Below are 13,357 nucleotides of genomic sequence, written 5' to 3' on the forward strand. Positions count from 1 at the left end.
GTACTGCAGGGGGGACCCTGTGGGAGAGTAGGACGCCGCCGAACAATCATTCAGGAGAAGCCCCCAGCATTCGTGCTGGGGGCTTCTTCGCGTTCCCGGGCACCGCCGGGTAAAGTCGGGCCCGCACGAACCCCAGCACCGCACGGAAGTACCGCACAGAGGAGGCCCCCTGGTGGAGGTCCAGGAGACGCGAGTCCAGACCGACCGCGTGCTCACCATCCCGAACCTGCTGAGCATGGCCCGGCTGGTCGGGGTGCCGGTCTTCCTCTGGCTCATTCTCTGGCCGGAGTTCGGCGGGCCGAAGAACGACGGCTGGGCACTGCTGATCCTGCTGCTGAGCGGAGTCAGCGACTACCTGGACGGCAAGCTGGCGCGGCGCTGGGGGCAGATCAGCCGGCTGGGCCAGCTGCTGGATCCGCTGGCCGACCGGCTGTACATCTTCTCCACCCTGCTCGGCCTGACCTGGCGCGGCATCCTGCCCTGGTGGCTGACCGCGGTCCTGGTGGCGCGCGACCTCTTCATCGCGACCCTGCTGCCGATTCTGAACCGGCACGGCTACGGACCGTTGCAGGTGAGTTTTCTCGGCAAGGCCGCGACCTTCAATCTGATGTACGCCTTTCCGCTTCTGTTGCTGGGTCAGGGAAGCGGCTGGATCCACAGCACCGCCGCGGTGGTCAGCTGGGCATTCATCGGGTGGGGGACGGTCCTCTACTGGTGGGCCGCGATCCTCTACGCGATGCAGACCCGGCGGATCGCCAGCGACACGCCGGTATCGGTCGGCTAGGTGCGGCTAATCGGGCCGAGTTGGTCCGCCGCCCCGCGCGTCGGATGATTTCATCCGGGTAGAGGAGTCCTTGAACGGTTTGATGGACGTGGAGTCCATTGCCGCGAAGGAGGACGCACCCGCAATGAAAGCCGTTGTGATGGCAGGAGGCGAGGGAACTCGTCTCCGCCCGATGACTTCGAGTATGCCGAAGCCTCTCCTGCCGGTCGCCAACCGCCCGATCATGGAGCACGTGCTCAGGCTGCTCAAGCGGCACGGCCTCACCGACACGGTGGTCACCGTCCAGTTCCTCGCCTCACTGGTGAAGAACTACTTCGGCGACGGTGAGGATCTGGGCATGAACCTCACTTATGCGAATGAGGAGGTTCCGCTCGGCACCGCCGGGAGTGTGAAGAACGCCGAGGACGCGCTCCGCGACGATTCCTTTCTGGTGATCTCCGGAGACGCCCTCACGGATTTTGATCTGTCCGAGCTGATCGCCTTTCACCGCGAGAAGGGCGCACTGGTCACCGTCTGCCTCACCAGGGTGCCCAATCCCCTCGAATTCGGAATCACCATCGTCGACGACGAGGGCCGGGTGGAGCGGTTCCTGGAGAAGCCGACCTGGGGTCAGGTCTTCTCCGACACCGTGAACACCGGCATCTACGTGATGGAGCCGGAGGTCTTCGACTACGTCGCGGCCGGCACCTCGGTCGACTGGTCGAGTGACGTCTTCCCGCAGTTGCTCAAGGAGGGCAAGCCGGTCTACGGCTACGTCGCCGAGGGCTACTGGGAGGACGTGGGCACCCACGAGAGCTACGGCAAGGCCCAGGCGGACGTGCTGGAGGGCAAGGTCGAGGTCGAGCTGGACGGCTTCGAGATCTCCCCGGGCGTCTGGGTGGCCGAGGGCGCGGAGGTGGACCCGGAGGCGATCCTGCGCGGTCCGCTCTATATCGGCGACTACGCCAAGGTCGAGGCGGGCGTGGAGCTGCGCGAGCACACCGTGCTGGGCAGCAACGTGGTCGTCAAGCGCGGCGCCTTCCTGCACAAGGCCGTGGTGCACGACAACGTCTACATCGGGCCGCAGACCAACCTGCGCGGCTGCGTGGTCGGCAAGAACACCGACGTGATGCGGGCGGCCCGGATCGAGGACGGCGCGGTCATCGGCGACGAGTGCCTGATCGGCGAGGAGTCGATCATCGCGGGCGGCGTCCGGGTCTACCCGTTCAAGACCATCGAGGCCGGCGCCTTCGTCAACACCTCGGTGATCTGGGAGTCGCGCGGCCAGGAGCACCTGTTCGGCACCCGGGGCGTCTCCGGCATCCTCAATGTGGAGATCACCCCGGAGCTGGCGGTCCGGCTGGCCGGCGCCTACGCGACCACGTTGAAGAAGGGCGCCAACGTCACCATCGCCCGGGACCACTCGCGAGGCGCGCGGGCGCTCAAGCGGGCGATGATCTCGGCGCTGCAGACCAGCGCGATCGACGTCCGCGACCTGGAGAACGTGCCGATGCCGGTGGCCCGGCAGCACACCGCCAGGGGCAGCGCAGGTGGCATCTTCCTGCGCACCACCCCGGGCGTGCCGGACTCGCTGGACATCCTGTTCTTCGACGAGCGCGGCGCCGACCTCTCGCAGGCCGGCCAGCGCAAACTCGACCGGGTCTACGCCCGCCAGGAGTTCCGCCGGGCGTTCCCGGGCGAGATCGGCGACCTGAGCCACCCCAACAGCATCTTCGACTCCTACGCGGGCAACCTGCTGCGGGCGATCGACACCACCGGCGTCCGCGAGGCGGGCCTCAAGGTCGTGGTGGACACCGCGCACGGCAGCGCCGGCCTCGTCCTGCCCAGCCTCCTGGGCCGGCTCGGGGTGGAGGCGCTGAGCGTCAACAGCGGTCTGGACGAGGCCCGGCCGACCGAGGGCGCCGAGGAGCGGCGGGCCGGCCTGGCCCGGCTCGGCGCGCTGGTGGCCTCCTCCCGTGCGGCCTTCGGCGTGCGGTTCGACACGGTGGGGGAGCGGGTCTCCTTCGTCGACGAGCTGGGCCGGGTGATCGACGACGACCGGGCGCTGCTGGTGCTGCTCGACCTGGTGGCGGCCGAGCGGCGCAGCGGGCAGGTCGCGCTGCCGGTGACCACCACCCGGATCGCCGAGCAGGTGGCGGCCTACCACGGCACCCAGGTGCGGTGGACCAGTACCTCGCTGGACGACCTGGCCAAGGCGGCCGCGGACGAGGGCACGATCTTCGGCGGCGACGGGCGCGGCGGCTACGTGGTGCCGGAGTTCAGCGGCCTGCTGGACGGCGCGGCGGCCTTCGTCCGGCTGGTCGGCCTGGTGGCCCGCACCCAGCTGACCCTCAGCCAGATCGACGCCCGGATCCCGCAGGCCCACATGGGCCGCCGGGACATCGCCACCCCGTGGGCGGCCAAGGGCATGGTGATGCGCTCGGTGGTCGAGGCGGCGGGCAGCCGGCAGTTGGACACCACCGACGGCGTGCGGGTGGTGGAGCCGGACGGCCGGTGGACCCTGGTGCTACCGGACCCGGCCGAGGCGGTCACCCACCTGTGGGCCGAGGGCCCGGACGACGAGGCCACCGAGGGCCTGCTGGACGAGTGGGCGGCGGTGGTCGACGGCGCGGGGCGGTGATCCTGTAGAGGTGCGGTGAAGCACCGTCGGACGGCGTCCGCCAGTCAGAGGACGTTCGCCCGGCGGTGCTCAGCCGTGCGACGATGTCCCGCATGCCAGCGACGCGCTCACCGAACCAGCGGGACGGCCGGTACGCGCGTCCCGATGCGTCGATGACGCTGCTGAACACGGTGATGGACCAGAGCCTGGACGAGGGCTACGCGGCCGCCGCCCGGGCCCGGGGCGAGGAGGGCCGCCGCCGGCTGCCCACCACCGCCCGGGGCAAGCTGGTGCTGGCGATCGGTCTGGCGCTGGCCGCCGTGGTGGTGACGGTCAGTGGGGTGACGGCGCAGAGCAACGAGCCGGCGCTGGCCAAGGAGCACGACGCGCTGGTGCAGCGGGTCAACGACGAGAACGCCGCCGCCGACAAGCTGCAGCAGCAGGTCGAGGCCGAGCGGACCGAGGTCGAGCAGGAGCAGCGCCGGGCGCTCAGCGCCAGCGGCGCCGACACCGGCCTGACGGCGCTGAACGGCGCGGTGGGCACCGGCGCGGTCTCCGGCCCCGGGCTGAAGCTGGTGATCGACGACTCGGCCGACAGCGGCTCGGCCAGCGCGGTGGACCCGCGGGCGGCCGACGGCTTCGCCGGCGGGCGGCTGCGCGACCGCGACCTCCAACTGGTCGTCAACGGGCTCTGGGAGGCCGGGGCGGAGGCGGTCTCGGTGAACGGGCAGCGGATCACCGCGCTCTCGCCGATCCGGGCCGCGGGCGACGCGATCCTGGTGGACAACCGGCCGCTGGTGCCGCCGTACACGCTGCTGGCGGTCGGCGACGAGAAGCGGCTGCCCGGGGCGTTCCAGTCCAGCATGGGCGGGCGGTACCTGAAGATCCTGGTGGACGGCTTCGGGATCCGGGAGACCAGCAGCGCCCAGCGCTCGATGGACCTGCCCGCGGCGGTGGGCTTCACGCTGCGGCTGGCCGTGCCGGAGCCGACCGACGGCCCGGGCGCCGGCCCGTCACCCGCTGTCTCCCCCTCGCCCTCACCGGTACCGTCGGCCTCACCCTCCAGCTCAGCGTCAGCCCCGCCGTCAGGCCCGCCCTCGCCGTCGTCATCCTCCGGCGCGCCCACCAGGTCGCCGTCACCCGGAGCCAAGCCCTCTAGGACAGGAGCAACGAAGCCGTGATCGCCGTACTGGGTCTGGTGGCCGGTGTCGTGGTCGGACTCTTCGTCCAGCCGTCGGTGCCGGCGGCTGTGGTGCCGTACCTGCCGATCGCCGTGGTGGCCGCGCTGGACGCGGTCTTCGGCGGGGTGCGGGCGATGCTGGACGGGGTCTTCGACGACAAGGTCTTCGTGGTCTCCTTCCTCTCCAACGTGGTGGTGGCGGCGCTGATCGTCTTCCTCGGCGACCAGCTGGGCGTCGGCTCGCAGCTCTCCACCGGCGTGGTCGTGGTGCTGGGCGTGCGGATCTTCTCCAACGCGGCGGCCATCCGGCGCCACGTCTTCCGGGCCTGAGGGCGGGACGGCGATGACGGTGCACGAGGAGCCCGAGGAGCACGAGTCCGAGGAGACCGGGACCGCCGGGCCCGAGGCCGGGCAGGAGTCCGCCGCGATACCGGCCGAGCCGGAGCCGGAGGCTGTGCCAGAGCCGGAGACCGAGCCGCAAGAGCCCGAAGGGTCCGAAGAGCCCGAAGAGCCCGAAGAGGCGGTAGCGGAAGAAGAGGAAGAAGAGCAGCGGAAGGAACCGGCGGGTGAGCCCGCCGCGTCCTCCCCGGTGACCGCCGACGGCCGCACCCGGCTGCGCAGCGCCCTGTGGCCGCCGCGCGCCTCCCGCGGCCAGCTGGTGGTGGCCCTGCTGCTCTTCGCGCTCGGCCTGGGCCTGGCGATCCAGGTCCGTTCCACCAACGACCACAGCGCGCTGCGCGGTGCCCGGCAGGAGGACCTGGTGCGCATCCTCGACGAGCTGGACAGCCGTCAGCAGCGCCTCCAGCAGGAGAAGTCGCAGCTGGACCAGTCGCTGACCCAGCTGCAGAGCAGTTCCAACCAGGCCAAGGCCGCGGAGGAGCAGACCCGGCAGAAGGCCATGGAGCTGGGCGTGCTGGCGGGTACGGTGAAGGCGACCGGCCCCGGAATCGTACTGACGGTCGATGACCCCCAGGGGCAGGTCAAGGCGGATATGCTGCTGGACACCCTGCAGGAACTCCGAGCGGCGGGGGCGGAGGCGATTCAGATCAACGATGTCCGAGTGGTGGCCAACACCTACTTCACCGACGTGGCGTCCGGCGGCGTGCAGATCGACGGCAAGGCCGTCGCGCAGCCGTACCGCTTCACGGTGATCGGCAACCCGCAGGACCTGACGCCGGCGCTGAACATCCCGGGCGGCATCGTCCGTACTCTGGAGAAGCAGCAGGTCGCCACCAACATCTCGGAGCAGCAGAAAGTGACGGTGGACGCGCTCGTGGTGCCCGCTCCGCAGCAGTTCGCCAAGCCGGCGGCGAAGTGAGGGGCCGCCCGCCGCGCCCCCGGGGTCCCGCACTGACGCCCAGTCGGCTCCACCGCCCCTCACCTGGGCCGGACCGCCCCCGGTGCACCGTCCGGGGACGGCGTCGGCCACACTGTGCAGTACCACTGACGATGTTCCGGCCGCCGGCCGGGCTCGCCGCCTGTCCGAGGTTCCCACCCTGCCCCGCGGGCGGGTCTGTTTCACGCAAGGGGATTCGCCCGTGAGTCTGTTCTCGAAGCTGTTCGGCCGCAACAACCGCCGCGCCGCGGCGGTCGAGGCGCCCACCGCGCGCCACCGCCGGGAGGAGGAGACGGGCCAGGTCCCCGGGATGCGCCCGGCGCCGCAGGACGGCTACCAGACGGCCGCTGACCGGCCGCTCTTCCGTGACGGCGGCTACGGCGCGTCGGTTGACCCCTCGGGTTCGCCGCGCATAGGTTTCCCGTCAGGATCCTCAACCTCTGGTGGAGGGTTTGCCCCGGATCCCTATGCCGGGCACGTCCCAGGGGGAGTGCCGCGCCAGGAGGCTGCGAACATGCACGGCCAGATCGTCTGCCAGCGGTGCGGTAACCACAACCCGGCCACCGCGCGGTTCTGCAACAACTGCGGGACGCCGCTGCGGGTCGCGGGCCCGGAGACCTCGGTCGAGACCACCTCGACCATCTCGATCTCCGGCCTGGAGTCCTACGACCCGACGGCCACCGGCACCGGCGCCACCCCGGCGCTCTCGCCCGAGGTGCTGGCCGCGATCGACGCGCTGCCCCCGGGCTCCGCGCTGCTGATCGTGCTGCGCGGCCCGAACTCGGGCAGCCGGTTCCTGCTGGACGCCGACGTGACCACGGCCGGCCGCCACCCGCAGGGCGACATCTTCCTGGACGACGTCACCGTCTCCCGCCGGCACGTGGAGTTCCGCCGGCAGCCCGGCGGCGGCTTCTCGGTCGCCGACGTGGGCAGCCTGAACGGCACCTACGTCAACCGGGAGGCGATCGACGAGGTCGCGCTGAACAACGGTGACGAGGTGCAGATCGGCAAGTACCGCCTGGTGTTCTTCGCCGGACCCCAGCGCTACTGAGCGGTACCGCACGACTGAGCCGGCGCGCCGGGCCCCGTGGCCCGGGCGCGCCGGCGGGACGGGCTCCGGGCACGGACAGGTGGGGGTTTCCACAGGACGTCGGCAGGAGAGCGCGAATGACTTCGAATCAGATCGTGACGGCCCCCCGCCGGCCGATCAGTCCGCAGCAGCGGGCCGGTGATCGGCGCGGCAGTGACCTGCTCAGCATCGGTGCGGTGCTCGCCTTCCTGCGCGAGGACTTCCCCGAGGTGACCATCTCGAAGATCCGCTTCCTGGAGGCGGAGGGGCTGGTCGAGCCCCAGCGGACCCCCTCGGGGTACCGCAAGTTCGGCCCGGCCGACGTCGAGCGGCTGGCCTACGTGCTGCGGATGCAGCGCGACCACTACCTGCCGCTGCGGGTGATCCGCGAGCACCTGGACGCGATCGAGCGCGGCGAGGCCCCGCCCGCGCTGCCCGGGGCCGAGGGCCGCCCGGGGCCGCTGGAGGAGGCCGACCGCGAGCTGGACACGCCGTCCGCCGCCGGGGTGCGGCTGGGCCGGGCCGAGCTGCTGGCCGCGGCCGGCGCCGAGGAGCGCGACCTGGCCGAGTGGGAGTCCTACGGCCTGGTGTCGCCCGGGCCGGACGGCGGCTACGACGCGGACACCCTGCAGATCGCCCGGCTGGTGGCCGAGCTGGGCCGGTTCGGCCTGGAGCCGCGCCACCTGCGCCAGGTGAAGGCGGCGGCCGAGCGCGAGGTGGCGCTGGTGGACCAGGTGGTCGCGCCGCTGCGCCGGCACCGCAATCCGCAGACCAGGGCGCACGCCGAGACCACCGCCCGGGAGCTGGCCACCCTGGCCGTGCGGCTGCACGCGACCATGGTGCAGGCGGGTCTGCGCGGCCACGGGCGGTAGCGGTCCGGACGGGCCGCGCTTTCCTATCCGGGCCGAGGGTCATAGGGTTGCCTTGTGAATGAGCTCGACGTCGTAGGTGTCCGGGTGGAGATGCCCTCCAGCCAACCGATCGTCCTGCTGCGCGAAGTGGGGGGTGACCGGTATCTGCCGATCTGGATCGGCCCCGGTGAGGCGACCGCGATCGCCTTCGCCCAGCAGGGCATGACTCCGGTCCGCCCGCTCACCCATGACCTCTTCAAGGACGTGCTCGACGCGCTCGGGCAGCAGCTGACCCAGGTCCGGATCACCGACCTGCGGGAGGGCGTCTTCTACGCCGAGCTGGTCTTCTCCGGCGGCGTCGAGGTGAGCGCCCGCCCGTCCGACGCGATAGCGCTGGCGCTGCGCACCGGGACGCCGATCTACGGCGCGGAAGCGGTGCTGGCGGAGGCCGGCATCGCGATCCCGGACGAGCAGGAGGATGAGGTCGAGAAGTTCCGCGAGTTCCTGGACCAGGTCTCGCCGGAGGACTTCGGCGGCAGCGCCCAGTAGCGTCCGGCGGCCGTTGCGGGTGCGGGCTCCGTCCGCACTCGATCAGCTGTTTTGCCAAAGCGTTCGGTCCTACCCACACTAGGGGCACGCGAAACCACTCGGTCGAGTGATGTCGTTTCGCCGGCCCGGCGTGGCGATCGTTGACGCGTCTCGGACGACTGCCTACCGTCATGGTTGGCAGCCGGGGCGCCCGATCCCGGAGCCCGGGCACGGGACGGACGGAGGTAGGCATGAGCAGCACCGGCGACGAGACGTCCGTGTCGGGCCCGTGCGCCCTCCACCTGCCCCGCGAGCGCCGCGCCGCGGGCGCCGCCAGGCAGTTCCCCACGGCCCCCGAGGTGGTCGCCGAGCTCCCCCGGGTGGGCCGGTTCCCGGCCGTGCAGCCCGGACAGCCGGCGATCGAGCGGATCGGCCCGTCCTCCGAACTGCTCGGCTACCGCGGCCCGACGGCCTGCGCGGCGGCCGGGATCACCTACCGCCAGTTGGACTACTGGGCCCGCACCGGGCTGCTGGAGCCGAGCGTGCGGACCGCCTACCCGGCGGGTGCGCAGCGGCTCTACAGCTTCCGCGACGTGCTGGTGCTGAAGATCGTCAAGCGGCTGCTGGACGCCGGCGTCTCGCTGCAGAACATCCGGGTGGCCGTCACCCATCTGCAGTCGATGGAGCTCTCCGAGCTGGCCGGGCTGACCCTGATGAGCGACGGCGCCACGGTCTACGAGTGCACCTCCGCCCAGCAGGTGGTCGACCTGCTGCAGGGCGGCCAGGGCGTCTTCGGCATCGCCGTGGGCGCGGTCTGGCAGGAGCTGGAGACGGCGCTGGGCCGGCTGCACGCCGAGCGCACCGACACCGGCGAGACGCTGCTCGGCCAGGACCCGGCCGACGAGCTGGCCCGGCGCCGCAACCGCGCCGTCTGACCCGACGTCGGGCCGCCCGGCCCGGAACCGTCCGCGCACCGTTCCTCGTCCGCACGGGTGTACGGGCCAAGGCGGCCCGCGGACGGGGGAGCGATCATGCGGGTGAGCGGGCTGCTGCGGGGCCGGCGGCGGCAGCGGCGGCTGTTCCAGGCGGTGGTGCTGGGCTCCCTGCTGGCGCTGGTGCCGAGCGCCTGGGAGTTCCTGGGCCAGAGCGACCGGGTCCGCACGGTGGCCGACGTGCCGAGCGAGCCGGTGGCGGTGGTCTTCGGCGCCGGCGTCGAGGACAACGAGCCCTCGCCCTACCTGGCGCACCGGCTGGAGACCGCGCTGGCGCTCTACCAGCAGCACAAGGTCCAGGCGATCCTGGTGACCGGCGACAACAGCCGCACCGACTACAACGAGCCCGGCGTGATGTTCCAGTACCTGGTGGACCACGGGGTGCCGGCGGTCCGGGTGGTGCGCGACTACGCGGGCTTCAACACCTGGGACTCCTGCACCCGGGCGCGCCGGATCTTCGGGGTGGACCGGGCGGTGCTGGTCAGTCAGGACTACCACGTCCGCCGGGCGCTGGAGCTGTGCCGGGCGGCCGGGATCGACTCCTACGCGGTGGGCGCCCCGGAGCCGCGCGACCTGACCTGGTACGCGGGCACCGTGCGGGAGCTGCCGGGCGCCGGCAAGGCGATGATCAGCTCGCTGCTGCACCCCGACCCCACCTTCCTCGGCCCGGCCGACCCGGGCGTGGCCCGGGCCCTGGCGGACGCGGCGGCCGGGCCGAACTGAGCGCCGCCGCATTGTCGGACCCGTGCGGGATGATCGACTCGTGCGTACCCTGCCGAGCATCCTGCACCTCGACATGGACGCCTTCTTCGCCTCGGTGGAGCAGGCGGCCAAGCCGAGCCTGCGCGGGAAGCCGGTGATCGTCGGCGGGCTGGGCAACCGGGGGGTGGTCTCCACCGCCTCCTACGAGGCGCGGGTGTTCGGCGTCCGCTCGGCGATGGCCACCGCGGTGGCCCGCAGGCTCTGCCCGAACGGCGCCTACCTGTGGCCCCGGTTCGTCGCCTACCGGGACCTCAGCGAGCAGGTGATGGGGCTGGTCCGGGGGGTCTCTCCGCTGATGGAGCAGCTGAGCGTGGACGAGGCCTACGTGGACCTGGAGGCCGGGCCGTTCAGCGGCGCGCTGCTGGCGGCCTCGCCGGCCGAGGGCGCCGAGCTGGTCCGGGCGATCGCCGAGGACCTGCGGGCCGACATCGAGCGGCGCACCGGCCTGACCGCCTCGGTGGGCGCCGCCTCCTCCAAGCTGATGGCGAAGATCGCCTCCGAGCAGGCCAAGCCGGACGGGCTGGTGCTGGTCCACCCCGGGCAGGAGCGGGCGGTGCTGGGCCCGATGCCGGTGCGGGCGCTGCCGGGGGTGGGGCCGGCCACCGAGCAGTCGCTGCGCCGGGCCGGGCTGCTGACGGTGGGGGAGCTGGCCGAGCGGTCGGAGGAGGAGCTGGTCCGGCTGCTCGGGCGGGCGCACGGGTCGGGGGTGGCGCTGATGGCCCGGGCGCTGGACACCCGCCCGGTGGTGCCGGACCGGGACGCCAAGTCGGTCTCGGTGGAGGACACCTACCAGGTGGACCTGATGGAGCGGGACCAGGTGCTCTTCGAGCTGGACCGGCTGGCGGCGCGCTGCGTGCGGCGGCTGAAGGCGGCGGGCCGCTCGGGGCGGACGGTGGTGGTGAAGGTCCGCCGGTTCGACTTTTCCACCCTGACCAGGTCCGAGACGCTGGCCGGGCCGACCGACGACGGCCGGGTGATCGCCGCCACCGCCCGGCGGCTGGCCGAGCAGGTGAGCCTGGCGGGCGGCATCCGGCTGCTGGGGGTGGGCGTCTCGCAGCTCGCCGAGTACACCCAGGAGGACCTGTTCGCCCAGGCCGCCGCCGAACTCGCCGAGGCCGAGGAGGAGGACGGGCAGCCGGACGAGGAGTCGGCGCCGACCGCCGCCGCCGAGCAGCCGGTCGAGGCCCGGGTCTGGCTGCCGGGGCAGGACGTGCGGCACGAGGAGTACGGTCCCGGCTGGGTGCAGGGCAGCGGGGTGGGCCGGGTGACGGTGCGGTTCGAGACGCCGGACTCGCCGCCGGGCCGGATCCGCACCTTCCTGGTCGACGATCCGGCACTGTCGACCGCCGATCCGCTGCCGCTGCGGCCGCCGCCGGCCGAAGACCAGTGAGCCCCCCGCCCGAGGTCGTCGGGCGGGGGGCTCATCCGGTGCCGGGGACCGCCGATCCCTTGGACGGTACCCGGCGTTGACGTCTCGTCAGACGCCGGTCTTGGCAGGCTGCTCGGCCTGGGCGGGGGAGCCGGCCACCGGGGCGCCGGGGCGGCGGGCGGTACGGATCGCGAACGGCACGGCGGCGGCCACCAGGCACATCACGGCGGCGACCCAGTAGGCGTGCTTGTAGGCGTCCAGGGTGGGGATCTGCACCGGGATCATGGCGGCGATCTGCGGCGGGAACTTGATGGTGTCCCCGGTCAGGATCGCACCCATCACGGCGGTGCCGATCGCGCCGCCGACGGTGCGCAGCACGGCGTTCATGCCGTTGGCGATGCCGCTCTGCTCGGCCGGGACGGCGCCGTTGATGTAGGCGGGCATCGCCGCGTAGGCCATGCCGACGCCGAGGCCGAAGAGCGCGGCGGCGAAGTAGATGTCGCCCTCGGCGCTGTGCCGCAGGGCCAGGTAGGCCATCGAGACGGCACCGAAGACGCCGCCGAGCACCAGCGGCAGGCGCGGGCCGCGGCGGGCGATCAGCTTGGCGCCGACCGGGGCGGCCACCATCGAGCCGAGCGCGGAGGGCAGCAGCAGGACACCCGCGTGCAGCACGCTGGCGGTGAAGCCGTAGTGCGCCAGCTGGGCCGGGGTCTGGGTGAAGTTGCTGATCACCAGGAACGAGCCGTACATGCCGAAGCCGATCAGCAGGCCGGCCAGGTTGGTGAAGGCGACGGCCGGGCGGGCCATCATCTTCATGTCCACCAGCGGGTGGGCGACCTTGACCTCGATGATGCCCCAGACCAGCGCGACCACCGCGGCGATCGCGAACAGGCCGAGGGTCTTGTTGGAGGTCCAGCCCCACTCGTTGCCGCGGCTGACGGCGACCAGCAGCGCGGAGAGCCAGACGGCCAGGGTGAGCGCACCCAGCGGGTCGGCGCCGCCCTCGCGGTCGATCACCGGGTCCTTGGGGACCCGGACCATGACCAGCACGACGGCGACCAGGCCGGCGATCAGGCCCATCCAGAAGATCGACTTGTAGTCCCAGTGCTCCAGCAGCAGGCCGGTGGCGACCAGGCCGAGGCCGGAGCCGACGCCCATCGAGGCGCTGATCGCGGCGACGCCGCCGGTGACCTTCTCCCGGGGCAGCTCGTCGCGGACGATGCTGATCGCCAGCGGCAGCACGCCACCGCCGGCGCCCTGCAGCACCCGGGCCACCACCAGCAGCGAGAAGGAGCTGGTGGCCACCGCCAGGCCGGAGCCGAGCACCAGGCCGGCCAGCGAGATCAGCAGCATCGGCTTGCGGCCGCGCAGGTCGCCGAAGCGGCCGAGCAGCGGGGTGAGCACGGCGGCGGAGAGCAGGTTGGCGGTCATCAGCCAGGTGACGTCCGAGCCGGAGACCTTCAGCTCCTTGGCCAGCGACGGCAGGATCGGCACGACCGCCGTCTGGATCACGCTGTAGGCCAGCATCGCCAGCACCAGCGCGGGCAGCACCCGGGCGCTGCTCGGTTTCACGGCCGTGGCGGCGGGATTCGCCTCACTCACGGATGGCTCCTTCAGACGGTCGGCCCGAGCGGCGGTGAGGCTGCTTCAGGCAGGCGACAGTTAATCGACTGAAGTATCTTTCCGCGAAGTGCTTCACTTTGTCAAATATCTAGTGATGAACCTTCGGCGCCCTGAAACTGATGCCGGGTCAACGCCCGTCGGGGCCGGGGCCCCCGCGGGGGGGGGGGGGCGGCGCCGCCGGGGCCGGGGGGGGGGGCGGGGGGGGGGCCCCGCCGGGCCCGGGCCGCGCCCCGCGCCGGGCGCCCCCCCCGGCGGGGGGGCCCC

The 13,357-nt window shown here is 72.4% G+C and carries 12 protein-coding genes; 11 read left to right on the forward strand and 1 reads right to left on the reverse strand.

Annotated features, from left to right (window positions below; translation table 11 throughout):
- Positions 1-172 precede the first annotated feature (172 nt).
- The 11 genes from ACFYNO_RS40810 (at position 173) to ACFYNO_RS40860 (ending at position 11,491) form a co-directional block, all read left to right on the forward strand.
- Complete coding sequence (locus ACFYNO_RS40810; protein ID WP_388023771.1) at positions 173-784, forward strand: CDP-alcohol phosphatidyltransferase family protein; 612 nt, start codon at positions 173-175, stop codon at positions 782-784.
- A gap of 124 nt (positions 785-908) precedes the next feature.
- Positions 909-3,404: a sugar phosphate nucleotidyltransferase gene (locus ACFYNO_RS40815; protein WP_388023773.1), complete on the forward strand. Its 2,496-nt coding sequence runs from the start codon at positions 909-911 to the stop codon at positions 3,402-3,404.
- Positions 3,405-3,496: 92 nt separating this feature from the next.
- Positions 3,497-4,564, forward strand: coding sequence for a DUF881 domain-containing protein (locus ACFYNO_RS40820; protein ID WP_388023776.1), 1,068 nt, complete (start codon positions 3,497-3,499; stop codon positions 4,562-4,564).
- Positions 4,561-4,893 (forward strand): small basic family protein, encoded by a 333-nt coding sequence (locus tag ACFYNO_RS40825; RefSeq protein ID WP_388023778.1) that lies wholly within the window; start codon positions 4,561-4,563, stop codon positions 4,891-4,893. Before ACFYNO_RS40820 ends, ACFYNO_RS40825 begins: the two co-directional genes overlap by 4 nt.
- A gap of 13 nt (positions 4,894-4,906) precedes the next feature.
- Positions 4,907-5,881, forward strand: coding sequence for a DUF881 domain-containing protein (locus tag ACFYNO_RS40830; RefSeq protein WP_388023780.1), 975 nt, complete (start codon positions 4,907-4,909; stop codon positions 5,879-5,881).
- Between the two features lie 220 nt (positions 5,882-6,101).
- The gene (locus ACFYNO_RS40835) at positions 6,102-6,950 is read left to right on the forward strand and encodes an FHA domain-containing protein (protein ID WP_388023783.1); all 849 of its coding nucleotides are present in this window, start codon (positions 6,102-6,104) and stop codon (positions 6,948-6,950) included.
- 116 nt (positions 6,951-7,066) lie between these two features.
- Complete coding sequence (locus tag ACFYNO_RS40840) at positions 7,067-7,840, forward strand: MerR family transcriptional regulator (RefSeq protein WP_388023786.1); 774 nt, start codon at positions 7,067-7,069, stop codon at positions 7,838-7,840.
- A 54-nt stretch (positions 7,841-7,894) separates the two neighbouring features.
- Positions 7,895-8,368: a bifunctional nuclease family protein gene (locus ACFYNO_RS40845; RefSeq protein WP_388023789.1), complete on the forward strand. Its 474-nt coding sequence runs from the start codon at positions 7,895-7,897 to the stop codon at positions 8,366-8,368.
- Between the two features lie 230 nt (positions 8,369-8,598).
- On the forward strand, positions 8,599-9,282 hold the full coding sequence (locus tag ACFYNO_RS40850; RefSeq protein ID WP_388023792.1) for a MerR family transcriptional regulator: 684 nt from the start codon (positions 8,599-8,601) through the stop codon (positions 9,280-9,282).
- Positions 9,283-9,378: 96 nt separating this feature from the next.
- The gene (locus ACFYNO_RS40855) at positions 9,379-10,062 is read left to right on the forward strand and encodes a vancomycin high temperature exclusion protein (protein WP_388023795.1); all 684 of its coding nucleotides are present in this window, start codon (positions 9,379-9,381) and stop codon (positions 10,060-10,062) included.
- A 40-nt stretch (positions 10,063-10,102) separates the two neighbouring features.
- Positions 10,103-11,491, forward strand: coding sequence for a DNA polymerase IV (locus tag ACFYNO_RS40860; RefSeq protein WP_388023798.1), 1,389 nt, complete (start codon positions 10,103-10,105; stop codon positions 11,489-11,491).
- An 87-nt stretch (positions 11,492-11,578) separates the two neighbouring features.
- On the opposite strand, the gene ACFYNO_RS40865 is transcribed toward ACFYNO_RS40860, so the two are convergent.
- On the reverse strand, positions 11,579-13,072 hold the full coding sequence (locus tag ACFYNO_RS40865) for an MFS transporter (RefSeq protein ID WP_388023801.1): 1,494 nt from the start codon (positions 13,070-13,072) through the stop codon (positions 11,579-11,581).
- Positions 13,073-13,357: the final 285 nt, after the last annotated feature.

This window comes from Kitasatospora sp. NPDC006697 (assembly GCF_042869935.1).
In the GTDB taxonomy this organism is placed as follows: Bacteria; Actinomycetota; Actinomycetes; order Streptomycetales; family Streptomycetaceae; genus Kitasatospora.

Excerpts from the sequence above, each read along its gene's own strand:
- ACFYNO_RS40850 (WP_388023792.1), top strand. The coding sequence starts at position 8,599 with ATGAGCAGCACCGGCGACGAGACGTCCGTGTCGGGCCCGTGCGCCCTC.
- ACFYNO_RS40840 (WP_388023786.1), top strand. The coding sequence starts at position 7,067 with ATGACTTCGAATCAGATCGTGACGGCCCCCCGCCGGCCGATCAGTCCG.
- ACFYNO_RS40855 (WP_388023795.1), top strand. The coding sequence starts at position 9,379 with ATGCGGGTGAGCGGGCTGCTGCGGGGCCGGCGGCGGCAGCGGCGGCTG.
- ACFYNO_RS40820 (WP_388023776.1), top strand. The coding sequence starts at position 3,497 with ATGCCAGCGACGCGCTCACCGAACCAGCGGGACGGCCGGTACGCGCGT.
- ACFYNO_RS40815 (WP_388023773.1), top strand. The coding sequence starts at position 909 with ATGAAAGCCGTTGTGATGGCAGGAGGCGAGGGAACTCGTCTCCGCCCG.
- ACFYNO_RS40830 (WP_388023780.1), top strand. The coding sequence starts at position 4,907 with ATGACGGTGCACGAGGAGCCCGAGGAGCACGAGTCCGAGGAGACCGGG.